The organism is Microbispora sp. ATCC PTA-5024, assembly GCF_000511135.2.
Lineage (GTDB): Bacteria > Actinomycetota > Actinomycetes > Streptosporangiales > Streptosporangiaceae > Microbispora > Microbispora corallina.
Map to the genome: position 1 here is coordinate 160,242 of NZ_KI866526.1, position 23,820 is coordinate 184,061.

Annotated in this window: 19 protein-coding genes; 13 read left to right on the forward strand and 6 right to left on the reverse strand. The window is 72.5% G+C overall.

Annotation, left to right across the window (positions count from 1 at the left end):
* The 3 genes from MPTA5024_RS42845 to MPTA5024_RS31450 all read left to right on the forward strand — a co-directional run.
* Positions 1–1,238 (forward strand): transketolase-like TK C-terminal-containing protein (locus MPTA5024_RS42845; protein WP_442922105.1); only part of this gene is annotated, 1,238 nt, incomplete at its 5' end.
* A gap of 287 nt (positions 1,239–1,525) precedes the next feature.
* On the forward strand, positions 1,526–2,305 hold the full coding sequence (locus MPTA5024_RS31445; RefSeq protein ID WP_036331261.1) for an electron transfer flavoprotein subunit beta/FixA family protein: 780 nt from the start codon (positions 1,526–1,528) through the stop codon (positions 2,303–2,305).
* A 10-nt stretch (positions 2,306–2,315) separates the two neighbouring features.
* Positions 2,316–3,269 carry an electron transfer flavoprotein subunit alpha/FixB family protein gene (locus MPTA5024_RS31450; protein WP_036331262.1) on the forward strand — a complete coding sequence of 318 codons (954 nt, stop codon included), beginning with the start codon at positions 2,316–2,318 and terminating at the stop codon, positions 3,267–3,269.
* Between the two features lie 70 nt (positions 3,270–3,339).
* Here MPTA5024_RS31450 and MPTA5024_RS42850 read toward each other — a convergent pair whose 3' ends face one another.
* From MPTA5024_RS42850 to MPTA5024_RS31465, 3 genes are all read right to left on the reverse strand, one after another.
* The gene (locus tag MPTA5024_RS42850; protein WP_051458910.1) at positions 3,340–4,161 is read right to left on the reverse strand and encodes a rhomboid family intramembrane serine protease; all 822 of its coding nucleotides are present in this window, start codon (positions 4,159–4,161) and stop codon (positions 3,340–3,342) included.
* Positions 4,162–4,259: 98 nt separating this feature from the next.
* Positions 4,260–5,492 carry an MFS transporter gene (locus MPTA5024_RS31460; protein WP_063794821.1) on the reverse strand — a complete coding sequence of 411 codons (1,233 nt, stop codon included), beginning with the start codon at positions 5,490–5,492 and terminating at the stop codon, positions 4,260–4,262.
* Positions 5,493–5,616: 124 nt separating this feature from the next.
* Positions 5,617–6,108, reverse strand: a complete 492-nt coding sequence (locus tag MPTA5024_RS31465; RefSeq protein ID WP_036331263.1) for a TetR/AcrR family transcriptional regulator — start codon at positions 6,106–6,108, stop codon at positions 5,617–5,619.
* 105 nt (positions 6,109–6,213) lie between these two features.
* Between MPTA5024_RS31465 and MPTA5024_RS31470 the strand changes: the two genes are divergently transcribed.
* Complete coding sequence (locus MPTA5024_RS31470; protein ID WP_084370163.1) at positions 6,214–7,368, forward strand: cysteine desulfurase family protein; 1,155 nt, start codon at positions 6,214–6,216, stop codon at positions 7,366–7,368.
* Positions 7,369–7,401: 33 nt separating this feature from the next.
* On the opposite strand, the gene MPTA5024_RS31475 is transcribed toward MPTA5024_RS31470, so the two are convergent.
* Positions 7,402–8,442: a DUF695 domain-containing protein gene (locus tag MPTA5024_RS31475; protein ID WP_036331265.1), complete on the reverse strand. Its 1,041-nt coding sequence runs from the start codon at positions 8,440–8,442 to the stop codon at positions 7,402–7,404.
* Positions 8,443–8,667: 225 nt separating this feature from the next.
* On the opposite strand from MPTA5024_RS31475, the gene mnmA reads away from it, so the two are divergent.
* On the forward strand, positions 8,668–9,753 hold the full coding sequence (gene mnmA / locus MPTA5024_RS31480; RefSeq protein WP_036331266.1) for a tRNA 2-thiouridine(34) synthase MnmA: 1,086 nt from the start codon (positions 8,668–8,670) through the stop codon (positions 9,751–9,753).
* Between the two features lie 6 nt (positions 9,754–9,759).
* Here the strand turns inward: mnmA and MPTA5024_RS31485 are convergent, their stop codons facing one another.
* Positions 9,760–10,392, reverse strand: coding sequence for an MBL fold metallo-hydrolase (locus MPTA5024_RS31485; protein WP_036331267.1), 633 nt, complete (start codon positions 10,390–10,392; stop codon positions 9,760–9,762).
* 19 nt (positions 10,393–10,411) lie between these two features.
* On the opposite strand from MPTA5024_RS31485, the gene MPTA5024_RS31490 reads away from it, so the two are divergent.
* On the forward strand, positions 10,412–11,416 hold the full coding sequence (locus MPTA5024_RS31490; RefSeq protein ID WP_036331268.1) for a methionine synthase: 1,005 nt from the start codon (positions 10,412–10,414) through the stop codon (positions 11,414–11,416).
* Positions 11,417–11,856: 440 nt separating this feature from the next.
* Positions 11,857–14,049 (forward strand): NAD-dependent DNA ligase LigA, encoded by a 2,193-nt coding sequence (gene ligA, locus MPTA5024_RS31495; protein WP_036331269.1) that lies wholly within the window; start codon positions 11,857–11,859, stop codon positions 14,047–14,049.
* A gap of 286 nt (positions 14,050–14,335) precedes the next feature.
* Here the strand turns inward: ligA and MPTA5024_RS31500 are convergent, their stop codons facing one another.
* On the reverse strand, positions 14,336–15,739 hold the full coding sequence (locus MPTA5024_RS31500; protein WP_036331270.1) for a glycoside hydrolase family 6 protein: 1,404 nt from the start codon (positions 15,737–15,739) through the stop codon (positions 14,336–14,338).
* 349 nt (positions 15,740–16,088) lie between these two features.
* On the opposite strand from MPTA5024_RS31500, the gene MPTA5024_RS31505 reads away from it, so the two are divergent.
* The 6 genes from MPTA5024_RS31505 (at position 16,089) to gatB (ending at position 23,592) form a co-directional block, all read left to right on the forward strand.
* Positions 16,089–18,182, forward strand: a complete 2,094-nt coding sequence (locus tag MPTA5024_RS31505; protein ID WP_036332011.1) for a putative bifunctional diguanylate cyclase/phosphodiesterase — start codon at positions 16,089–16,091, stop codon at positions 18,180–18,182.
* A 160-nt stretch (positions 18,183–18,342) separates the two neighbouring features.
* Positions 18,343–18,642, forward strand: coding sequence for an Asp-tRNA(Asn)/Glu-tRNA(Gln) amidotransferase subunit GatC (gene gatC / locus MPTA5024_RS31510; RefSeq protein WP_036331271.1), 300 nt, complete (start codon positions 18,343–18,345; stop codon positions 18,640–18,642).
* Positions 18,639–20,129 (forward strand): Asp-tRNA(Asn)/Glu-tRNA(Gln) amidotransferase subunit GatA, encoded by a 1,491-nt coding sequence (gatA, locus tag MPTA5024_RS31515; RefSeq protein ID WP_036331272.1) that lies wholly within the window; start codon positions 18,639–18,641, stop codon positions 20,127–20,129. Before gatC ends, gatA begins: the two co-directional genes overlap by 4 nt.
* 25 nt (positions 20,130–20,154) lie before the next feature.
* Positions 20,155–21,441, forward strand: coding sequence for an AAA family ATPase (locus MPTA5024_RS31520; RefSeq protein ID WP_036331273.1), 1,287 nt, complete (start codon positions 20,155–20,157; stop codon positions 21,439–21,441).
* Positions 21,441–22,091, forward strand: a complete 651-nt coding sequence (locus MPTA5024_RS31525) for a DUF4276 family protein (protein ID WP_036331274.1) — start codon at positions 21,441–21,443, stop codon at positions 22,089–22,091. Before MPTA5024_RS31520 ends, MPTA5024_RS31525 begins: the two co-directional genes overlap by 1 nt.
* Positions 22,084–23,592, forward strand: a complete 1,509-nt coding sequence (gene gatB / locus MPTA5024_RS31530) for an Asp-tRNA(Asn)/Glu-tRNA(Gln) amidotransferase subunit GatB (RefSeq protein WP_036331275.1) — start codon at positions 22,084–22,086, stop codon at positions 23,590–23,592. The genes MPTA5024_RS31525 and gatB overlap by 8 nt, the downstream gene beginning before the upstream one ends.
* Positions 23,593–23,820 lie beyond the last annotated feature (228 nt).

Here is a 23,820-nt window from a genome sequence, read left to right on the forward strand (position 1 = left end):
GGGCGGAGGCCCGCGGCCGCGCACTCGCCCGGCCCCCGCGGCGGCCGGGGCCGGCCGTCTCCGTGCCCGCCGCCACCGACGTCCGCACGGCCAAGCCGGTCTCCACCCAGGAGATCTTCGGCCGGGTCCTGGTGGAGCTGAGCCGCGTCCCCGGCGTGGCGCCGTACCTGGTCACCACCGCCCCCGACGTCGCCACGTCCACCAACCTGGCCGGCTTCATCAACAGGACCGGCGTCTTCGCCCCGGCCGACCGGCGCTCCTGGAACGAGGACCGCGTGCTGCGGTGGGCGGAGAGCCCCTCCGGCCAGCACATCGAGCTCGGCATCTCCGAGATGAACCTGTTCCTCCTCCTGGGGCAGCTCGGCCTGTCGTGGGACCTGTCCGACCAGCCGCTGCTGCCCGTGGGCACCGTCTACGACCCCTTCGTCCTGCGCGGTCTCGACGCCTTCCTGTACGGCACGTACTCCGGCGCGCGTTTCGTCGTCGCCGGCACCCCGTCCGGGATCACCCTGGCCCCGGAGGGCGGCGCCCACCAGTCCACCATCACCCCCTCGGTCGGCCTGGAGCTGCCCGGGGTCACGCTCGTCGAGCCCGCCTACGGCGCCGCCCTCGACTGGCTGCTGTGCGACGCGCTGTCGCACGTCGCCGCGGCCGAGTCCGCGGAGGGCTCCTACTACTTCCGGCTGACGACCCGCCCGGTCGATCAGGCCCCGTTCCAGGCCGCGCGGGCCCGGCTCGGCGACGCGGTGCTGCGCGCCCAGGTGCTGGCCGGGGCGTACCGGCTGGTGGACGCCCACGACGCCCATCCCGAGCTGCGCGGGCCGGGTGCGCCGGTCGTCCACCTGGCCGCCTCCGGGGCCGTGCTGCCCGAGGTGCTCGCGGCCGCCGCGGAGCTCGCGGAGGAGGGCGTGGCCGCCCACGTCGTCGACGTGACCTCGCTCGACCGCCTCTACACCGGCTGGCGGCGCGCCCTCGCCGAAGGCGTCCGCGGCGCGAGCGTTCCGGCCCTGCCAGGTAGCCTGCGGGCGGCCTTCCGGGACCGTGCGCCGATCGTCACCGTGCACGACGCCGCGTCCCACGCCATGGCCTGGCTCGGCTCCGCCCTCGGCGTGCCCTGCGTGCCGCTCGGGGTCGACCGGTTCGGCGAGTCGGGTAGCGTACGGGAGCTCTACGAGCTGCACGACCTCCTGCCTGGGCACATTGTGAACGCCGCCCTGGCGGCGCTGTCCCTGGCCTGAGTCCCCGGGTCTCGTTTGGAATAAAGTTCGGTATCGTGGAGGAGGCGTCACCTCCGTTTTCGGGTCCCCCGGCGTGCCCGCCGCGCCGTAAAGACCGGGGAGTTTGCGTCTAAGCTACTGATGGGTAACATGACAGCGGGGGACCAGGGAGAGCGCGACGCCCGGGCCACCCACTGTCACCACGCCCATGAGCGCCTGGCAGTCTGGCATCACGTGCGCGTACCCCGCGCCACGAACCGAGAACCCGCGGCGTCAGCCGTACGGAAAGGGGAGGTCGGCCACCGGCCATGAACATCGTCGTCTGCGTGAAGCAGGTCCCCGACACGGCGACCGAGCGCAAGCTGAGGTCCGATGACAAGACGCTCGACCGCGACGCCGCCGACGGCGTCGTGAACGAGCTCGACGAGTACGCGGTCGAAGAGGCGCTGCGGCTCAAGGAGGCCCACGGGGGCGAGGTCACCGTCCTGAGCATGGGTCCCGCGAAGGCGGCCGAGACCATCCGCAAGGCTCTCGCCATGGGCGCGGACAAGGCCGTCCACCTGCACGATGACGCCCTGCACGGGTCCGACGCCCTGTCCACCTCGTACGCCATCGCCCAGGCGCTGAAGAAGATCGGGTTCGACCTGGTCATCCTCGGCTCGGAGTCGACCGACGCCCGCACCGGCATGCTCGCCGCGATGCTGGCCGAGCGGCTCGGCGCCCCGCAGCTCACGCTCGCCGGCAAGGTCGAGGTGAACGGCTCGGACATCACCGTCGAGCGGCTCACCGACTACGGCCACGACAAGGTGGAGGCCACGCTGCCCGCCGTCGTGTCGGTCATCGAGAAGATCAACGAGCCGCGGTACCCGTCCTTCAAGGGCATCATGGCGGCCAAGAAGAAGCCGGTCGAGACGCTCGGCGTCGCGGACGCGGAGATCGCCCTCGACCAGGTGGGCCTGGCGAACGCCTGGAGCGAGGTCGTTGACTTCGCCCCGGCGCCTCCGCGCGCCGCCGGCACGGTCATCAAGGACGAGGGCGACGGCGGCGCCAAGGCCGCCGAGTTCCTCGCGTCGAAGAAGTTCGTGTGAGGGGCTGGGCATGAGTGAGGTTCTGGTTCTCGTCGACCACGTCGAGGGTGAGATCAAGAAGGTCACCCTCGAACTCCTGACGCTGGCCCGGTCGCTGGGCACGCCGTCGGCCGTCTGGGCCGGCCCCGGCTACTCCGACGCCGCCAAGGCGAGGCTCGCCGAGTACGGCGCCGAGAAGATCTACGTGGCCGACTCCGAGGAGATCGCGCAGTACGTGGTGGCCCCCAAGGCCGAGCTGCTGGCCCGGCTCGTCGCGGACAAGGCCCCGGCCGGGGTGCTCGTCGCCGCGACCGGCGAGGGCAAGGAGATCGCCGGACGGCTGGCCGTCAAGACCGACTCGGGCGTGATCACCGACGCCGTGGGCGTGGACGGCGACTTCGTCGCCGAGCTGTCGATCTTCGGTGGCGGCGTCAACGTGCGCAGCCGGGTCGTCAAGGGCACCCCGATCATCGCGGTCCGCCCGAACGCCACCGCCCCCGTGGCCGCCCCGGCCGCGGGCGCCGAGGAGAAGGTGGAGGTCGCCCTCTCCGACGCCGCCCGCGCCGCCAGGATCGTGGAGCGGGTCGTCCAGGAGAAGGGCGGGCGTCCGGAGCTGACCGAGGCCGCGATCGTGGTCTCGGGCGGCCGGGGCGTCGGCTCGGCCGACAACTTCTCGATCATCGAGAAGCTGGCCGACTCGCTGGGCGCGGCGGTGGGCGCCTCCCGCGCCGCCACCGACGCGGGCTGGTACCCGCACGCGTTCCAGGTCGGCCAGACGGGCAAGACCGTCTCGCCGCAGCTCTACATCGCGGCCGGCATCTCCGGTGCCATCCAGCACCGGGCCGGCATGCAGACCTCGAAGACCATCGTCGTGATCAACAAGGATCCCGAGGCGCCGATCTTCGAGATCGCCGACTTCGGCGTCGTGGGCGACCTCTTCCAGGTCGTCCCGCAGCTGACCGAGGAGATCGAGAAGCGCAAGTAGCCGTTCGGCCGCCGGAGGCGCCGCATCCCCCGGAGGGGTGCGGCGCCTTTCGTCATGCCCGTCGGCGTCGTCAGGCCGTCCTGGTGGCCCGGGGGAGGGCCGGGGCGGTGAGAGCGAGAACGGCGCCGGCCGCCAGGCCGCCGAGCAGCGCCGGTCCGTGCAGGTTGGCGAGGGCGGAGAGCACGGCGCCCGCGGCGAGCACGGCCAGCGCGGGCGCCCATCGGGGCAGCCGGTCGCGCCGCAGCACGAGCTGGGCGCCGGCCGTCGCGGTCACCGCGCCCACCACGATCGCCGCGGCTCCCTCCGCGGCCGTCGCGATCATGATCAGCGCGTACCAGGCCGCGACCGCCGCCGCCGGCCGCGGTCCGGCCTCCCTGGCGAAAGCCTTCAACGGCGACAGCGCCGCTCGCGACGGCGGCGGCGCGGTGCCCGAGTGCGCCGCCTGCGAGGCCGCTTGTGCGGACGCTGTCCCCGAGGGCGCCGCGCCCGGTGATCGCAGGTCGCCGGCACGGCCGAGGAGGGCGGCCGCCAAGCCTCCGGCGAGCCCGCACACCGCGATCGAGTTGCCCGCGCCCACCGTGCCGAAGACCAGGCCGGCCGTCTGCCCGGCCGCGGCCCCCACCAGGTAGAGGGCGAGCCACCGCCCGGGACCGAGCGCCCGCTCGGCGAGCACGCCCACCACCAGCAGGGTCGCCAGGTTGAAGGCGGTCCCCGCGAGACCACCGTCCTGCACGACGAGCGAGGTGACCAGACGCCACCACTCGCCCGCGCGGATCAGGTCCGGATGGCGCTCGAGCGCGCCGGTCAGCGCCGGGACCGCGATCTGCGCGAGGCTCGGCACGGCGGTGACGGCCAGGACGGCCGTCGTCGCCCAGGGGAACGGTCTGGTCATCACGCGTCCCAGCGTCCCGCACCCCGTCCCGTCGCGGCGAGAACGGATGTACGGACCTTCCCGGGACTTTTGTCACGGAGGCGGGAGCGCCCCGGCGGTCAGGCCGCCCGGGGGAGCGGCTCGTCGCCGTCCTCCGCCGTACGGCCGTCAAGGGCCCGCGGCACCCGCCGGAACGGCAGCGTCCGGGACGCCGGGAGGAACCGGGCGGCGACGGCGATGAGCAGGCCGAGGACCACCGCGGTGACCATCGCCGCGCGCAGGGACGTCAGGGTCGACACGAAGCCGATCACCACCGGACCGAGCAGCAGCCCCGCGTAGCCCATCGCGCCCGCCTGGGCGATGGCGGGGCCGGGCGTGGCCGTGGCCGTCCCGGCCAGCGACATCGCCATCGGCGAGATCGTCGCGACCGACAGGCCGATGAGGAACATGGCGGCCACCGCGGCGAAGGCGGAGGGCGCGGCGATCACGACCAGGTAGGTGGCGGCCGTGGCGGCGCCGGACGACACGATGAGCGCCCGGGCGCCGAACCTGCCCCGGAGGCGGTCGCCGCCGAGCCGGGCGACCAGCATCCCGGCCTCGAACACCGGGTATCCGAGCGCGGCGACGGCCTCGGGGGCGCCGAGCGTGCCGATCAGGTAGAGGCCGTTCCAGTCGGCCACCACGCCCTCGACCATGAAGGCGGCGAAGGTGATCGCTCCAAGCAGGTAGACGACGCCGGGCAGCCTCCCGCGACGCCCGTCCCGCGTGCCGGACGGCCCGGCGGTCTCGGCGGCCGGGTCGGGCAGGTAGGTGCGGCTGAGGACGAGCGACACGGGCAGCGACACCGCCGCCACCAGCAGCAGGTGGACCGTGAACGACAGCCCGGCCGCGATGGCCGCGGTGCCCGCGAGCCCGGCGGAGATCGCCCCGACGCACCACCCCGCGTGCATCCCGCTCATGATCGGCCTGCCGTACGCCCGCTCCACGGCCGAGCCCTGCGCGTTCATGGCCACGTCCACCGCGCCGAAGGCCATGCCGAACAGCGCGGACGCCGCGACGAGGGCGGGGAACGACGGCACGAAGGCGAGCAGCACGAGGGAGGCCGCGCACAGCGGGGCGCCGATCCGCAGGACGCCGCCGCTGCCGGCCCTCGCCATGACCACACGCATGAGCTGCATGGTCACCAGCGCGCCGACCCCCCAGGAGAGCAGGGCGAGGCCGACCGACGACTCCGACAGATGGAGCCGTCCGGCCAGCGCGGGCAGGCGCACCGTGAACGTGCCGCACATGAGGCCGGCCAGGACGAAGGTGAGGATCGCCCCGGCACGGGCCGTCCTCAGGGCGCGGGTCATCACAACTTCCTTTCGGGGTCGGTGAATACGGTTTCCGATGAGGGGGGAGCGGGCACACTCCGTTAGGTCGCCCTTTACGGCGCATTGCCGGAAGGGCGACCGCCATGCCCGGGTCCGGGCGGGGTCAGAGAAGGCCGAGCAGGCGGCGTTTGACCGCGCCGTAGTCGACGATGCCGGGGCTGTGGGTCGCGACCTCCCAGACGCCCTCACACGCCAGCCGCACGACCTGCGACGCCACCGGGTCGGGTTCGTCCTCCAGCCCGTGCAGGTGCCAGCGCGCCATGGCCTCGCGCAGCGGCGCGAGCAGCGCGGGATCGCCGGCGGCGCCGGTGACCACCGCCCAGCGCCGCAGCCGGCCGGTCTCGACGGCCTCGAAGGTCGCCGCCAGGTAGGCCCTGGTGTACGTGCTCTCGTGCTGGGCCTCGACAAGGGCGTCGAACTCGGCGATCAGCCGTTCGACCATGCCCTTGATCAGCGCGTCCTTGCTGGAGAAGTGGTAGAGGAGACCGCCCTTGCTCACGCCGGCGCGCTCGGCGACCGCCGACAGGGTCAGGGCCTGGACGCCCTGGTCCTGCAGCAGGCACTCGGCCGCGTCGAGCAGTTCGTCCCTCCTCATGACGCTTACTGTACCGTCTGGACGGTTCAGTGGCAAAGCCGGGGGATAGCGAGGATCGGACATCCGGATAGGCTTGGTTGGCCGAGGATCGTTCTGGGAGGGGCCGTGGGAACTGCGTATCTGGACCATGCCTCGACCACACCGATGCTCCCCGAGGCCATCGAGGCGATGACCGCGCAACTCCGCCAGGTGGGCAACCCCTCGTCGCTGCACGCCGCCGGACGGCGGGCGCGGCGGGTCGTGGAGGAGTCGCGCGAGACGATCGCGTGCGCGCTCGGCGCCCGGCCGAGCGAGGTCGTCTTCACGGCCGGCGGCACCGAGGCCGACAACCTCGCCGTGAAGGGGCTCTTCTGGGCCCGCAGGCGCCCGCGCGTCCTGCTGAGCGCCGTCGAGCACCACGCCGTCCTCGACCCGGCCCACTGGCTGGCCGACCACCACGGCGCGGTGGTGGAGCTGCTGGAGGTCGACGACCGCGGCCGCGTCCACCCGGAGACGTTGCGCGCCGCCATCGAGCGCGACCCCGGCGACGTCGCCCTCGTCAGCGTCATGTGGGCCAACAACGAGGTGGGGACGGTGCAGCCGGTCCGCGTGCTGGCCGCCATCGCCCACGAGTACGGCATCCCGTTCCACACCGACGCCGTGCAGGCCGTGGGCCAGCTCCCGGTCTCGTTCGCCGAGTCGGGCGTGGACGCCATGACCGTGTCCGGCCACAAGGTCGGCGGCCCGATCGGTGTCGGCGCGCTGCTGCTGGCCCGGGGCGTCGACCCCGTGCCCGTGCTGCACGGCGGCGGCCAGGAGCGCGACATCCGGTCCGGCACGCTCGACGCCCCCGCCATCGCCGGGTTCGCCGCGGCGGTCGAGGCCGCCGTGAAGCACCAGGACGCCACGGCGGAGCGTCTCACCGTCCTGCGCGACGACCTGATCGAGCGCGTACGGCGGGCCGTGCCGGACGTCATCCTCAACGGCGACCCGGGCGACCGGCTCCCGGGCAACGCCCACTTCTCGTTCCCGGGCTGCGAGGGCGACGCCCTGCTCATGCTGCTGGACGCCAAGGGTGTGGAGTGCTCGACCGGCTCCGCGTGCTCGGCCGGCGTGGCGCAGCCGTCCCACGTGCTGCTCGCGATGGGCCAGGACGGCGCCCGGGCGCGGGGGTCCCTCCGCTTCTCGTTCGGCCACACCTCCACGGAGGAGGACGTCGACCGGGTGGCCGACGTGATCCCGCACGTCGTCGAACGCGCCCGCCGGGCCGGCCTCACCTGAGGCCGGCGGGGTCCCCCGGGCGGCCGGGGCCGCTCAGGTGAGGAAGTGGGCGACCGCGCTCCACGAGGGGTCGTCGGCGACCTCCACCGTGGCGCGCCCCTCCTTCCAGGCCGCGGCCAGCTCACGCACCGCCCGCGCGGCGTCGCCCGCCGGGTCGGCGTACACGTGCAGCACCCTGCTGCGCTCCGCGCTGAGGTGGGCCACCAGCGCGGCCGTGCCGAGCGCGCCGAGGCGTTCGGTCAGGTTCACCTCGAAGTCGCGCAGCGACCCGAGCGACGCGCCCGCGGGCAGCCCGTCCGCGTCGGCGTTCGCGTACGGCAGGGTGATCGCGACGTGCTGGTCGAAGAGCGGGTGGTCGACCGGCCGGAGGGGGTAGCGGGCGGCGGCGGCCAGTTTGCCGCCGTTCGCGGTCTGGCCCTCCAGCAGCGCCCACTGCTCGTCCTTGAAGCCGCCGGCCACGTCAGCCACGACGGCGGGCAGGTGAACGGCCGGGACGGCGTCGATCGGCTCGAACTCGGCGGCCACGATGTCGCCCACCCAGCGGGCCACCTCGTCCTCGCCCAGCAGCCAGTCGAGCGCGAGGAGGGTGGCCTCCATCCGAGTGTCGTCATCGATATCCGGAAATATCGGGTGAAAGGCGGAGACGTCCACGCGGGGCGTGCCCGGCGGCACGCGCAGGCCCAGCACCAGCCTGTCGAGCCCGAACTCCCGGCCGCCGACGTCGACGGTCAGCGCGGACGCCTGGGGGTTCGCCTGGCGGGAGGGGTGGAACTCCCACAGCTCGTCCGCCGGAGGGGCCGCCAGGGCCCACCGGTGCGCGAACGACCGCAACTCCGGGTCGCCGGACGCGCTGACCACCAGGGCGTGCCTGGCGAGGGTCCCCGGGGCGATCTCCCAGACCAGGGACGGATCCAACGCCGTGACGGCCGGTCCGATCGTCTCGGCCAGCGCCTCGGCGTCCTCGGCCTCGACGTGACCGTCGATCAGGGGGCGGGTCTCGGCCCACCAGGTCCAGAAGCCGGCGATGGCCTCGGCCGGCTCAACCGGCTCGCTCTTGCGCCCGAACAGTCGCATGACCCCGCATCCTCCCAGTTCGCCTCCCGCTCTGCCAACGCGACCGCGACACGGCGCGGCCGCGGTGAGGGACCGGCGAGGGACCGGGACGGACGCCGAGGTGGCGCGGGCGCCGGAGGCGGCGGGGAGCCGGGCGCGGCCGGTCGTCCGGGGCGCGGCCGGTCGTCCACAGGGGCGGACGCGCCGCAGCGGGAGGGCGCGCCGTACGGGTAGTCTCGAACTGCTATGAGTCCCACACCACGGCTCCGCGTGCTCGCCGCCATGTCCGGCGGCGTGGACTCCGCCGTCGCCGCCGCCCGGATCGCCGAGGCGGGCCACGACGTGACCGGCGTCCACCTGGCGCTCTCGTCGAACCCCCGGTCCTACCGCACCGGCGCGCGCGGCTGCTGCACGCTCGAAGACGCCCGCGACGCGCGCCGGGCCGCCGACGTGATCGGCATCCCGTTCTACGTGTGGGACATGGCGGAGCGGTTCCACCGCGACGTCGTGGAGGACTTCGTCAGCGAGTACGCCGCGGGCCGCACGCCCAACCCGTGCCTGCGCTGCAACGAGAAGATCAAGTTCGAGGCCGTGCTCGACCGGGCCCTCGCCCTGGGCTTCGACGCGGTGGCGACCGGCCACCACGCCCGCCTGGAGGGCGGCGTGCTGCGCCGCAGCGTCGACGAGGCCAAGGACCAGTCGTACGTGCTCGGCGTGCTCACGCGCGAGCAGCTCTCCCACGCGATCTTCCCCCTCGGCGACTCGACCAAGGCCGAGGTGCGCGCCGAGGCGGGCCGCCGCGGGCTGACCGTGGCGGACAAGCCGGACAGCCACGACATCTGCTTCATCGCCGACGGCGACACCCGGGCGTTCCTGGCCGACCGTCTCGGCGCGTCGGAGGGGCCCATCGTCGACGCGCTGACCGGGCAGGTCGTCGGCACGCACCAGGGCGCGTACGGCTTCACGATCGGCCAGCGCAAGGGGCTGCGGATCGACCGGCCGGCCACCGACGGGCGGCCGCGCTACGTGCTGTCGGTCGAGCCGGTGTCCAACACCGTGACCGTCGGCCCGCGGACCTCGCTGGAGGTGCGCGACATCGTCGGCGAGCGGCCGGTGTGGAACGGCCCGGCCGGCGAGCCGTACGAGCCGATCGCCTGCAGCGTGCAGCTGCGCGCCCACGGCGAGGTGTACGGCTGCCGCGCCCAGCTGTCCGGCGGCGAGCTGCACATCGCGCTCGACACGCCGGCCGCGGGCGTCGCGGCGGGCCAGGGCGCCGTCCTCTACGACGGCGACGCCGTCATCGGCTCCGCCACGATCGCCTCGGCGGTCTGACGGCCGTCAGGCCAGCTCGACCGACTCGCCCACGGGGATGCGGCGGAAGTCGCCCTTCTGCTTGTCGCCCTCCCCGCCGAGGAAGTTGTCGATGAGCATCTGGCCGATCTCGTTGACGAGGCCGTCGTGCGTGGAGTACGCCCGGGCCGGACGCACCTCGCGCAGGTAGACGATCATCTCGTACGCCTTGAGCCAGGGCGCGTTGCTCGGGACGAGCAGCGTCGGCACCTCGACGCCCGGCACGGTCAGCGCGTCGCCGGGATAGAAGACCTCCTCGTCCACGAGGAAGCCGACGTTCTGCACGATCGGCAGGTCGGGATGGTTGGGCGCGTGCCACTCGCCGATCGCCTTCACGCCGAAGCCGGCGGTGGTGAAGGCGTCGCCCTCCCGGACCACCTGGACCTTGGCGGGGATGTCGCCCAGCTGGTCGGCCACCGCCTGGCAGGTCCACACCTCGAGGCCTGGGGCCGCACCGCGCAGCAGGCCGGCGTCGACGTGGTCGAAGTGCTCATGCGTGATCAGCACCGCGTCCGCGCCGTCGAGCAGGCCCTCGCCGCTGAACGAGCCGGGGTCGATGACCAGCGTGGATCCGTCCTTCTCCAGCCGCCAGCACGCGTGCCCGAGTTTGGTGAGTTTCATAATCCCTAAGCTAGTCCCCGTGAACGAGCATCCATGGAGTGAGGCGACCGCCACAGGCGTGGGGTCGTACCCGGGCGACGACCACGTGGAGGCGCTCCGGACGGCGTTCGGCGAGCTCCCGATGCCGTACCTTCCCGAGCTTCCCGCTCGCGGCGTCGGCGCCGACATGATCGGCCGGACGGCGGCGCTGCTGGTCGAGCTGCCGGTCGAGGTCCAGCCCTCCGGGTGGAGGCTCACCGACCGGCCCGGCCGCGACCTCAAGCGCGCCCTCGACCACCTGCGCCGCGACCTCGACGGCCTGGAGGAGGTCTCCCAGGGGTACGAGGGGCCGCTGAAGATCCAGGCCTGCGGCCCGTGGACGCTCGCCGGCGCGGTCGAGCTGCGGTACGGCGACAAGGTGCTGGCCGACCCGGGAGCCGTACGGGATCTGGCCGAGTCGCTGGCCGAGGGGCTCGCGCAGCACGTTGCCGACGTGCGGCGACGCGTTCCGGGGGCCCGGCTGGTGGTCCAGCTCGACGAGCCGGGGCTGCCGGGCGTGCTGGCCGGGACGGTGCCGACCGCGTCCGGCTTCGGCCGGCTGGCCGCCGTCGAGGCCCCGGTCGCCCGCGAGCGGCTGCAGACCGTGATCGACGCCCTCGCCCCCGCGTTCCCGATCGTCCACTGCTGCGCGCCCGACGTCCCCTTCGAGGTCCTCCGTACGGCGGGGGCGCGGGGTGTCTCCCTCGACGTCGCGCGGCTGCGCCGCCGGGACGAGGACCAGATCGGGGAGACGGTCGAGGCGGGCGTCGCGCTCTTCCTGGGCGTCGTCCCGGGCACCGGCACCCGGCTGCCGGACAAGGGCGTCGTGGCCAAACCCGCCACGGAGCTGTGGCGCAGGCTCGGCTTCGCCCCCGCCATGCTGGCCGATCAGGTCGTGCTGACCCCCGCGTGCGGCCTCGCGGGCGCGTCCCCGGCGTACGCGCGGGCGGCCCTGGCCCGGTGCCGGGAGGCGGCGCTGGTCCTGCGGGAGGACCCGGGGGAGTGACGGCCGGACCGGCTCGCCTCCGGGCCTGCTCCCGGCCTGATCCCGGTCGGTCGTGGACCGTGCCACCCTGATCGGCGAGACGGACAAAAAGGAATGAAAGTCGGCCGCGGGCCGACTACCGTATTCAGTGATCACTCCTCGACGGGGTCCCGCGCTTGGTCTGGAGCGGGCCTCGGGTGGGTCGGATCGGCGGGAGCCGCCCGCGTCCTCGGAGCGGCTCCCGCGCCCATGTAAGCCTCCGCGAGACCCGACGGTGCACGCGGTGCCGTGTGCGCGTACGAGGGCCGGCATGCGGGGGCGGGCGGTGCGAGAGCCGGTGTGCGGGGACGAGTCGTGCCGGTGTGCGCACGCGGGCGGATGCGCGCTCGCGCGATGGGGGCGGAAGATGTCGGTGGCCGGAGATACGGTTTCCCTGGGCGGTTGACGAGGGGAGACGCGACGTGACCGATCAGGTGAACGAGGTTGAGGCCGCGCCCTCGGAGGCGCGCGAGCGGCACGCGGAGCTCGCGGAGCTGATCGAGGAGGCCAACTGGCGCTACTACGTGCTCGACTCCCCGACCGTCGCCGACGCGGAGTACGACACGTGGATGCGGGAGATCACCGCGCTCGAGGAACGGTATCCGGACCTGCGGACGCCCGACTCGCCGACGCAGAAGGTGGGCGCCCCGGTCTCCTCCGAGTTCGCGCCCGTCGCGCACCTACAGCGGATGGAGAGCCTCGACAACGCCTTCAGCCAGGACGAGCTCGCCGCCTGGCAGGCCAGGGCGGAGCGGCTGATCGAGGCCGACCCCGGGCCGTACCTGTGCGAGCTCAAGATCGACGGCCTGGCCGTGGCGCTGGTCTACGAGAAGGGCCGCCTCGTGCGGGGGGCGACCCGCGGCGACGGGCGCAGCGGTGACGACGTCACCCCCAACATCCGCACGCTCCGCGACGTCCCCCAGCGGCTGACCGGCGACGACGTGCCCGACCTCGTCGAGGTGCGCGGCGAGGTCTTCCTGCCTGTCGAGGGCTTCAAGAAGCTCAACGAGCAGCTCATGGACGAGGGCAAGCCGCCCTTCGCCAACCCGCGCAACTCGGCCGCCGGCTCGTTGCGCCAGAAGGATCCCCGCATCACGGCGCAGCGCCCGCTGCGGCTCATCGTCCACGGCGTGGGCAAGTGGGAGGGCGCGGAGCCGCCCAAGACGCAGTCCGAGATGTACGACCGGTTGCGGAGCTTCGGCCTGCCGGTGAGCGACCGCTACCGCGTGGTCCGGTCGCCGGAGGAGATCCACGACTTCATCGAGCACTATCGAGAGCACCGCCACGACCCGGAGTACGAGATCGACGGCGTCGTGGTCAAGGTCGATCGGATCCCCCTGCAGCGGCAGCTCGGCTCGACGAGCCGGGCGCCGCGGTGGGCCATCGCGTTCAAGTACCCGCCGGAGGAGGTCACCACCAAGCTCCTGGACATCCAGGTCGGGGTGGGCAGGACGGGGAGGATCACGCCGTTCGGCGTGATGAGCCCGGTCGTGGTCTCCGGGTCCACCGTGGAGCGCGCGACCCTGCACAACGGCTCCGAGGTGGAGCGCAAGGGCGTGCTGATCGGCGACACGGTGGTCCTGCGCAAGGCCGGCGACGTCATCCCCGAGATCGTCGGCCCGGTGGCCGATCTGCGCGACGGGTCCGAGCGGGCCTTCGTGATGCCCACCCACTGCCCGGAGTGCGGCACCGAGCTGGCCTACGAGCGGGAGGGCGACGCCGACCTGCGCTGCCCCAACACCCGCGCCTGCCCCGCCCAGCTGCGCGAGCGGATCTACTTCGCGGCCGGGCGGAGCGCCTTCGACATCGAGGGACTGGGCTACGTCGCGGCGACCGCGCTGACGCAGCCGCTGCCGCCCCAGGAGCCTCCGGTGCGGACCGAGGCCGACCTGTTCGACCTCACGATGGAGCAGCTGCTGCCCATCAGGTCCGTCGTCCGCGACCCCGACTCGGGCCTGCCGAAGATCGACCTCAAGACGGGGGAGCCGAAGGTCGTCTCGTTCTTCGGCACCACGTCCGGCGCTCCCAGCAAGAACGCCGAGCTGATGCTGGAGGAGCTCGAGCGGAAGAAGAAGGAGCAGCCCCTCTGGCGGGTGCTGGTGGCGCTGAGCATCCGGCACATCGGGCCGCCGACCGCGCGGGCGCTGGCCGACGCGTTCCGGTCGATCGACGCGATCGCCGCGGCCTCCGAGGAGGAGCTCGCGGCGGTCGAGGGCATCGGCCCCCGGGTCGCCGCCACCATCAAGGAGTGGTTCGAGGTCGACTGGCACCGGGAGATCATCGACCGGTGGGGGGCCGCGGGCGTCCGGATGGCCGACGAGGCCCCCGCCGACCAGGGTCCCCGCACGCTGGAGGGCATGACGCTGGTCGTCACCGGCACGCTCGCCGAGTTCAGCCGCGACGAGGCCGGCGAGGCCATCACGGCCAGGGGCGGCAAGGTGTCCAGCTCGGTCTCGAAGAAGACCGGCTTCGTGGTGGTCGGGGAGAATCCGGGTTCCAAGTACGACAAGGCCGTCAAGCTCGGCGTCCCCATCCTCGACGAGCAGGGCTTCCGGACCCTCCTGGCCGAGGGCCCCGACGCCGCCAGGGCCGTCGCCCTCCAACCCCAGGAGTGACGGCCCCCGCCCGGCGGTTCTTGGCGGCACGGTTCACGGTGGCGCGGCCTCGCTGAACATGGATGAACCCCTGCACGCCCCGGGGGAGTGGCGTGCAGGGGTTCGGTCGGCGGACGGCCGGAGCCGGGCCCACCTCACGAGGCCCGGCTCCGGCCTGTCGGCCTCACGAGGCCCGGCTCCGGCCTGTCGGCCTTACAAGGCCTGGCTCCGGCATGCCCACGCAGAGGTGGAAGGCCCGCCGGGCCGGGCCTCCGTCACGAGAACCCGGCCCGGGAGCCCGGCCGCCTCAGGAGGCGGCGCAGGAGACCGTCGACGGGGTGCCGTTGGCGCTGTTCCAGTTCGCCAGGAAGCCGAACGTGGTCGACGCCCCGGCCCCGAGGCTCCCGTTCCAGCTCAGGTTGGTGACCGTCACGCTGCTGCCGCTGGTGGTGGGGGTGCCGTTCCAGAGCTGGGTGATCGTCTGGCCGTTGGGGAACGTCCACTGGACCTTCCAGCCGCTGATCGCCGCCGATCCGCTCTTCACCGCGACCTCGCCCTGGAAGCCGCCCTGCCACTGGCTGACCACCTTGTACGTGGCTGTGCAGCTCTTGCCACCCGTGGGAGTGGGCGTGGGAGTGGGGGTCGGCGTCGGAGTAGGCGTGGGAGTAGGCGTCGGGGTGGGCGTGGGAGTCGGAGTGGGAGTCGGCGTCCGCGTCGGCGTGGGAGTCGGAGTCGGGGTGTTGGTGGGCGGGGGCGCGGCGATGGCCAGGTCGTAGGCCCGCTGCGGCACGAACTGGCCCGCCGGCGCGATGCAGCCGTCCGACTCGCCCGGCGGCTTCACCCAGAGGAACGCGTCGATCGCGCTGTCGCCGGTGTTGGTCGTGCTCCAGGTGCCCGTCGCCCGGCCCGCCGGGTCGCACCACTCGCTGCCCGACGGGCCGTTGCCGTTGCGGCTGGTGTCGATGACGGCGTGCAGCTTCGAGATCCCGGTCGCGGCGATGACGCTCTTGGCGTACGACACCAGGCCCGGCGTGGACCGGTAGTTGGAGACGTTGAGGGCGATGCCGTCCGCGCTGTTGCCGACGTCGGCGGCCCTGAGCCGGTTGGCCATGTCCGAGGCCCCGACCCAGGCGTCGTGCCCGGCGTCGAAGTACACCTTCACCTGCGACGACGTGCCCTTGAACTTCTTGCCCGCGTACGCCAGCGAGGCCTCGACCTCGGCCTGCTGCGACGCGTTCATGCAGTTCGTCATGATCGACAGCGCGTCGGGCTCCAGGATGATCTCCGCCGGACGCCCGCCGAGGCCGGCGGCGATCTCGTCGACCCAGGCGCGGTACGCCGTGTGGTCGGGCGCGCCGCCCGCGCTGGCGCCGCCGCAGTCACGGTTCGGGATGTCGTAGACCACCATGATCGGGATCTTGCCCGCGGCCGCCGCGGCGCCGACGTACGCGTCGACCTGGCCGCGCACCGTGGTGGGGTTGTAGCTGGCGAACCACCGGCCCTGCGGGACGGCCGCGACGCGGTCCCTGATGACCGCCGTACGGCTGTCGCCGGGGTTGGCCGCGACCCACTTGGCCGCGTTGGTCGTCGGGTCGACGTAGAAAGCGGAGTCGGCGGCCTGGGCGGCGGACGAGGTGAAGACGGCCGCCCCGGCCGCGGCCGTGGCGGCCACAGCGAGAACGGCCGCCAGCACGGGCCTTCTGCGAGACATGGATTACTCCGTCCGGGTAAGGTGGGAGCGCTCCCACCGAGTCATCCCGGATCGTAGGTACCGCCCGACGGTCCCAGAAGGGCGTGCCGTAATAAGGCTGGAGTCGAAACGTAATAGCCGCAGGCACATCGCGTCCCGCCTCCAGGGGGCCGGTGAAACTTTCACCACAAGACGCGCGAAACCGCTGTGATCGACCGATCTCCAGAAATTGGTGGTAACGGACTGTGCCCAACCGGTTTCGCGAAGTGGCCCAGAGGCCGTACCCTCCCATAGTGACCTCTTGGGGGGTTTCTTACCGATGACGCTGACTCGCAGCCTCATGCCGCTTTCCGGGCTGCCGCGCACGCTGATGCCGGCCGCGGACCTCGGCGGCCTGACGGTGCCCATCGACACGCGCGACACCGGCCCGCGCCCCGGCTCGCCCCTGTGGGCCTACCTCACGGCCGTCATCGCGGTCGGCTCCACCGCGCTGGCCGTCGCCCAGGTACGCCTGGGCCTCGGCGAGCTGGCGGAGATCGCCCGCACCCCGCTGTTCTGGATGCTCGCCGTGCTCGTGGTGCTCGGGGAGCTGCGGCCGGTCACGGTGAGCTCCTCCACCCTCGTGGGCGGCACCCCCACCTCGACGATGTTCGCGTTCGCCGTGCTCATGTACTACGGCCTGCCGACGGCGGCGCTGCTCCAGGCGGCGGCGGTCGTGGTGAGTGGGCTCGTGCACCGCCGGGCATGGCACCGCGTGCTGTTCAACCTGTCCCAGGTCACGCTGGCGTGCACGGCCGCGGCCGTCGCCTTCGGCGCGTTCGGGATCCACCCGGCGCCCGGCTCGCTCTGGACGCCGGACGGCCCGGACATCCCGGCCATCGTGCTGGCCGGCGGGGCGTACTTCGCGGTCCGGGCGTTCCTCGTCTGCGGCGCCGTCGCGCTGCACGAGCGGCGGCCGATCAGCCGCGTGCTGCGGGCGTCGATCGGTCCCCAGGCGCTCGTGTACGCCGCGCTGCTCGGCCTCGCCCCCCTCGTCGTCGTCGTGATGGCCCACTCCTCCGCCCTGGTCCCGTTGTTCCTCGCGCCCCTGGCGGCCGTCTACTTCACCGCGACGCTCTCGTTGCGCCGTGACCACCAGGCGACCCACGACGGGCTCACCGGCCTCCCGAACCGGAAGATGCTGATCCTGCGCACGGAGGAGGCCCTCACCGAGGCCCGCGCCAACGAGCGGGTGGGGCTGCTGCTGCTCGACCTCGACCGGTTCAAGGAGGTCAACGACACCCTGGGCCACCCCGTCGGCGACCGGCTGCTGCAACTGGTGGCGCACCGGCTCACCCACAGCGTGCGCCCGGGCGACGTGGTCGCCCGGCTCGGCGGCGACGAGTTCGCCGTGCTGCTGCCGTCCATCCGGGACGCGCAGGCGGCCAAGGAGGTCGCCTCCCGGCTGCGGGTCGCGCTCACCGAGCCCGTACGGCTGGAGGGCATGACCTTCGACCTGGACGCCTCCATCGGCATCGCCCTCTACCCCGACCACGCGCCCGACTTCGAGCTGCTGCTGCAGCGCTCCGACGTGGCCATGTACCTGGCCAAGGAGGGCCGTACCGGCGTCGAGTTCTACCTGCCGGCCAAGGACCGCAACTCGCCGGAGCGGCTGAGCCTGCTCGGCGACCTGCGGCGGGCCATCGACGCCGACGAGCTGGACCTCCACTACCAGCCCAAGGTCAGCCTGGAGAACGGGCGGGTCGAGAGCGTGGAGGCGCTGCTGCGGTGGTGGCACCCGGTCCGCGGGCCGGTCTCGCCCGTCGAGTTCATCCCGCTGGCCGAGCAGTCGTATCTCATGCGCGAGCTCACCCAGCACGTGATCCAGCGGGCCCTGCAGCAGGCGGCTCGGTGGTGGCACGCGGGCATCGAGGTGCCGATCTCGGTGAACGTCTCGGCCCGCGACCTGCTCGACTCCGGGCTGCGCGAGCAGCTGGAGAGCGGGCTGGAGAAGCTGGAGCTGCCGGCCACCGCGATCCAGCTGGAGGTCACCGAGCGCATCCTGATGACCGACCAGGCCTACAGCGCGGAGACGATCCGCACCCTGGCCGGTTTGGGCATCCAGCTGTCGCTCGACGACTTCGGCACCGGCTACTCCTCGCTCGTCCGTCTCCAGCGCCTCCCGGTCGCCGAGGTCAAGATCGACGCGTCGTTCGTACGGCGGGTGGTGGAGTCGCGCGACGACGAGCGCATCGTCCGGTCGATCATCGACCTCGTGCGGTCGCTCGGGCTGCGGTCGGTGGCCGAGGGCGTCGAGTCGCACGAGGTCGCGACACGGTTGCGCGAGATGGGCTGCCACGCCGGTCAGGGCTGGTGGCTCGCCAAGCCCATGCCGGCGGCCGAGTCCACGGTGTGGCTGCGCACCAGGCTCAGCTCCGCCTTCACCGCCCGTCCCGCCGACGGCGCCCGCCTCGCCTCGCACTGACCACCCCTCCGGCGGGGATTCACCAGGGGTCGCGGCGTGAAGTGAGCGGGACATGGGAGGACGCGGAACGACGCGCGCCCGGTAATGCGTCGGCCCCGCCCGATGACGAGCCCTAGGATGGGAAAGTCCAATCTCCATCATGAAACGGGTTCGACGACTCATGTCCGCCATAACCCGCGATGAGGTCGCTCACCTCGCCCGGCTGTCCCGGCTGGCGCTGGCCGACGACGAGCTCGACCACTTCGCCGCCCAGCTCGACCAGATCGTCGGCGCTGTCGCCCGCGTATCCGAGGTCGCGGCCGACGACATCCCGCCGTCCTCGCACGCGCTGCCGCTGACGAACGTCTTCCGCCCGGACGAGTTGCGCCCGTCCCTCACGCCGCAGGAGGCCCTGTCGGGCGCTCCCGCCGTGGAGGAGGACCGGTTCCGCGTCCCGCGGATCCTGGGGGAGGAAGCGTGAGCCTGATCCACAAGACCGCCGCCGAGCTCGGCCGGCTGGTCGCCTCCGGCGAGGTCTCGGCCGTCGACGTGACCCAGGCCCACCTGGACCGCATCGCCCAGGTCGACGGCGAGGTCCACGCGTTCCTGCACGTGGACGCCGAGGTGGCGCTCGCCCAGGCCCGCCGGGTCGACGAGCGCATCGCCCGGGGCGAGTCGCTCGGCCCGCTGGCCGGGGTGCCGATCGCGCACAAGGACGTCTTCACGACCGCCGACATGCCGACCACGGCCGGCTCGAAGATCCTCGAGAACTGGCGGCCGCCGTACGACGCGACCGTGACCGGCCGTCTCCGCGAGGCCGGGCTGGTGATCCTCGGGAAGACCAACCTCGACGAGTTCGCCATGGGCTCCTCCACGGAGAACTCGGCGTACGGGCCGACCCGCAACCCGTGGGACCTGAACCGGATCCCGGGCGGTTCCTCCGGCGGGTCGTCCGCGGCCGTGTCGGCCTACGAGGCGCCCCTGTCGACCGGCACCGACACCGGCGGCTCGATCCGCCAGCCGGCGGCCGTCACCGGCATCGTCGGCATGAAGCCGACGTACGGCGGCTCGTCCCGGTACGGCCTGATCGCGTTCGCCTCCTCGCTCGACACGCCGGGGCCGTTCGCCCGGAACGTGCTCGACGCGGCGCTGCTCCAGGCCGCGTTCTCGGGCCACGACCCGCTCGACTCGACCTCGATCGACCAGCCGGTGCCGCCGGTGGTGGAGGCGGCGCGGCAGGCGGACGTCGCCGGCATGCGGATCGGCGTGGTCAAGGAGTTCGGCGGCGAGGGCTACCAGCCGGGCGTGCTGGCGCGCTTCCACGAGGCCGTCGAACTGCTGGAGTCCCTGGGCGCCAAGGTGTTCGAGGTGTCGTGCCCGACGTTCGGGTACGCCCTGCCCGCGTACTACCTCATCGCGCCGTCCGAGTGCTCGTCCAACCTGGCCCGCTTCGACGCCATGCGGTACGGCCTGCGCGTCGGCGACGACGGCACCCGCAGCGCCGAGGAGGTCATGGCGCTGACCCGGGCCGCCGGGTTCGGCCCCGAGGTCAAGCGGCGGATCATGCTCGGCACGTACGCGCTGTCGTCGGGCTACTACGACGCCTACTACGGCCAGGCGCAGAAGGTCCGCACGCTGATCTCGCGCGACTTCGACGCCGCCTTCCAGCAGGTCGACGTCCTGGTCTCGCCGACGACGCCGACCACGGCGTTCCCGATCGGGGAGCGGGCCGACGACCCGATGTCCATGTACCTGGCCGACCTGTGCACGATCCCGAGCAACCTCGCGGGCAACGCGGCCATCTCCGTGCCGTGCGGCCTGGCCGACGAGGACGGCCTGCCGGTGGGCCTGCAGATCATGGCCCCCGTGCTGGGCGATGACCGCTGCTACCGGGTCGGCGCCGCGGTCGAGCAGGCCTTCGAGAGCCGCTGGGGCGGCCCGCTGCTGTCCCGCGCGCCCGCGCTCTAGTCGCCGAGGGGAGGGGAACGGCGGCATGATCACCCGCATCGAGATCGACGGCTTCAAGTCCTTCCTGGACTTCCAGCTCGACATCCCGCCGTTCCTCGCCGTCATCGGCAGAAACGCCAGTGGGAAGTCCAACCTGCTCGACGCGCTGATGTTCGCGGTGGCGGTGGCCCGCGGAGATCGGCTGGTCGATGCCGTCGCCGCGGCCCGGGGCGACGCCGCCTCGCTCTTCCACCGGAGGACGGACGGCACAGCGGTGGAGCGGATGCGCTTCGCGCTGGAGTTCTTGCTGTCTCGGTCGGATCTGGACGCACGGGATCTCGAGGAGGAGGCAGGGCGCCTTCCGACCTCATGGCGGTACGAGACCGAGTTGCGTCTCGTACCACGGGGTAAGCGTGAGGTGCTGCAGGTAGTGGAGGAGAGCTTCTCTCCGCTCGCCTCCAGGGGAGTTCCGGGTCTCAAGCAGTTCCCGCCCCCTGCGATGCGGATGGCCAAGGGAGTCGATCTTCTTCACATCCCTGATCGTGTGCTTCCTCATGCAGGTGAGGACCGTGACTGGGTGCCCGGGTCGGTGTGCGCCGAGGAGCTCGAATCGGTGGCGGTGCTCCGGCTGGAGCCGACGGAACTGGCTCGGCCCAGTCCTCTCGGGCACGAGGTGGGCCTGTCTGCGGCTGGGGCGGGATTGGCCGGCTATCTCCAAGGCATCGTGGAGGCGACGGCGAGCGACGCGCGTCCCGAAGGCGTGCTTCCGCTCATCAAGGCCCGGCTCACCCGGATGGTCAGGGAGGTCACGGACTTCGATCTCGTCACCGACCCGCTGCGCGGTGACGTCCGGCTGCGGTTCATGTCACGGCATCATGCGGGTTTCGAGGCGGAGCAGGCCTCCGACGGCACGCTTCGCCTCTTGGCCATGCTGGCCGTGCTCTACGATCCCCGTCGGAGAGGGCTTCTCGCGATCGAGGAGCCGGAGAACGGCGTTTTCCCGGAACGGCTGCGCGATCTTATCGGGATAGCACGGGACGAGACGCGCGAGCGCGACTGGCTGCGGGCTTGGCGCGCCCCTGACGACGGTGTCCGTGGTGCCCAGGTGCTCGTGACCAGCCACTCGCCGGTGCTGCTGGACGTCGTCCCCCGGGACGAGGTCGTCTTCCTGGAAAGTGCGACCCGCGTGGGTGGCGGTGTCGCCCCCAGCGCCGTGACCCGGCCTCGCCGCCTCGCCGCCGCCGGGGAGGCGCCACGGCGGGACGCCTCTGGAGTCCCGGCGGTGTCCGACGCGGAGCTGGAGCGGTTCCGTGTCGCGGCTAGGGGCGGCTGATGCGGGTATTGAGTTGTGCGCTGGTCAGGGAAGGCATCTCCGACGAGTGGTTCCTCGCGCCGTTGCTCCGCCGGGCCGTCGAGCACCTGTGCGCGGAGGAATTCGACGGGATCGTCGAAGTGCTGCCGGTGCTGTGCCTGGACGCCGATACGCAGCGGCCCTCGACAGTGATCGCCGCCGCCGAGGACGTACGCGGGGCCTTCGACGTTCTGCTCTTCCACCGTGACGGCGCTCCGCCGGCGAAGTCGGAGGAGGTGCTCCGGCGGATGCGGGACGCCTGGCGGGAGTCGGCTGCGAGCGAGCCGCTCGTCGCCGTTGTGCCGGTGCGCGAGACCGAGGCGTGGGCTCTCTCGGACCTCGAAGCACTGCGCCGGGTGCTCGCACTGCCTCCCCGGGTGATGAACGAGCGTGCCGCCGACATGCGGGGAACGGTCGAGCAGCTTCAGGACCCGAAGAACCATCTGGCCACGTTCATAGGCGAGGCCGTGGGCGCCGCGAGGCCGAACCAGCACACGGAGTTCCAGCAGGACTTCCTGGACCGGCTGGCAGAACAGATAGAGATCGGCAGACTGCGAAAGTTGCCTGCTTTCGCCTGCTGGTGGACCGACATGACCAACGCACTGGAGAATCTGGGTTTCCGTTATGGCTGATACCGCGACGCTCATGCCGTACGACGAGGCGCTGGAGCGCTTCGAGCCGGTGCTGGGGCTGGAGACGCACGTCGAGCTGGGCACCGAGTCGAAGATGTTCTGCGGCTGCCCGACGACGTTCGGCGCGCCGCCGAACACGCACGTGTGCCCGGTGTGCCTGGCGCTGCCCGGCTCGCTGCCGGTGGCGAACGAGAAGGCCATCGAGTCGACGATCCGGATCGGCCTCGCGCTGAACTGTTCGATCGCCTCGTGGTGCCGGTTCGCCCGGAAGAACTACTTCTATCCGGACATGCCGAAGAACTACCAGATCAGCCAGTACGACGAGCCGCTGTGCACCGACGGCTACCTGGACGTCGAGGTGGACGGCCGGACCATCCGGGTGGAGATCGAGCGGGTGCACCTGGAGGAGGACACCGGCAAGTCCACCCACGTGGGCGGGGCCACCGGCCGGATCCACGGCGCCGACTACTCGATCGTCGACTACAACCGGGCCGGCATCCCGCTCGTCGAGATCGTCACCAAGCCGATCGCCGGCACCGACCGGCTCGCCCCCGAGGTCGCCCGCGCGTACGTCACCGAGCTCCGCGAGGTGATGCGCTCCCTGGGCGTCTCGGACGTGCGGATGGAGCAGGGCTCGATGCGCTGCGACGTGAACGTGTCGCTCATGCCGCGCGGCTCGTCCGAGTGGGGCACCCGCACCGAGACCAAGAACGTCAACTCGCTGCGCAGCGTCGAGCGGGCCGTCCGGGGCGAGATCGAGCGCCAGGCCGCCATCCTCGCCGAGGGCGGGCGGATCATCCAGGAGACCCGGCACTTCCACGAGGACACCGGGCAGACCACGTCCGGCCGGTCGAAGGAGGAGGCGCAGGACTACCGGTACTTCCCGGAGCCCGACCTGCTGCCCATCGCCCCCGACCCCGAGTGGGTCGAGGCGCTCCGGGCCGCGCTGCCCGAGCTCCCGTCCGTACGGCGCAAGCGCCTGCAGCGGGAGTGGGGCGTGTCCGACCTCGACATGGAGGCCATGCACAACGCGGACGCGATCGACCTGGTCGAGGCGACCGTGTCCGCCGGGGCCCCGCCCGCCGACGCGCGTAAGTGGTGGATGGGCGAGCTGGCCCGCCGGGCCAACGAGTCGGCCACGCCGCTCGCCGACCTCCCGATCACGCCCGAGCAGGTCGCCCGGGTGACCGCGCTGGTCGCCTCGGGCGCGCTCAACGACAAGCTGGCCCGCCAGGTGCTCGAAGGCGTCCTCGCCGGTGAGGGCGGCCCGGACGAGGTCGTCGAGAGGCGCGGCCTGCGGATCGTCAACGACGAGGGCGAGCTGGCGGCGCTGATCGACCAGGTGCTGGCGGACAACGCCGACGCCGCGGACAAGGTGCGCGGCGGCAAGATCGCGGCCGTGGGCGCGCTGGTCGGCGGCGTCATGAAGGCCAGCCGTGGCAAGGCCGACGCCGGCCGCGCCCGCGAGCTGATCCTGCAGAAGCTCGGCGTCGAGGAGTAGGCTCCGGCCCCTCCGCCGCCCGCGTGTCAGAGGCGGCGGAGGGCTCCGTTACGGCCTTTCTCCGTGAAACCGGCGGGCTGCGGAGACGGATGTGGTGCGGCCGATTTCGACGGTCTGGAGCTACACATCCGACACCTGTAAGAAGACCGTTGTTTTCTGACATATCCAGCAGAGGGTGCTTTAGGGTTAACTGACCGGAGTTACCCATGAGCCGGAGGAGACCCAGGC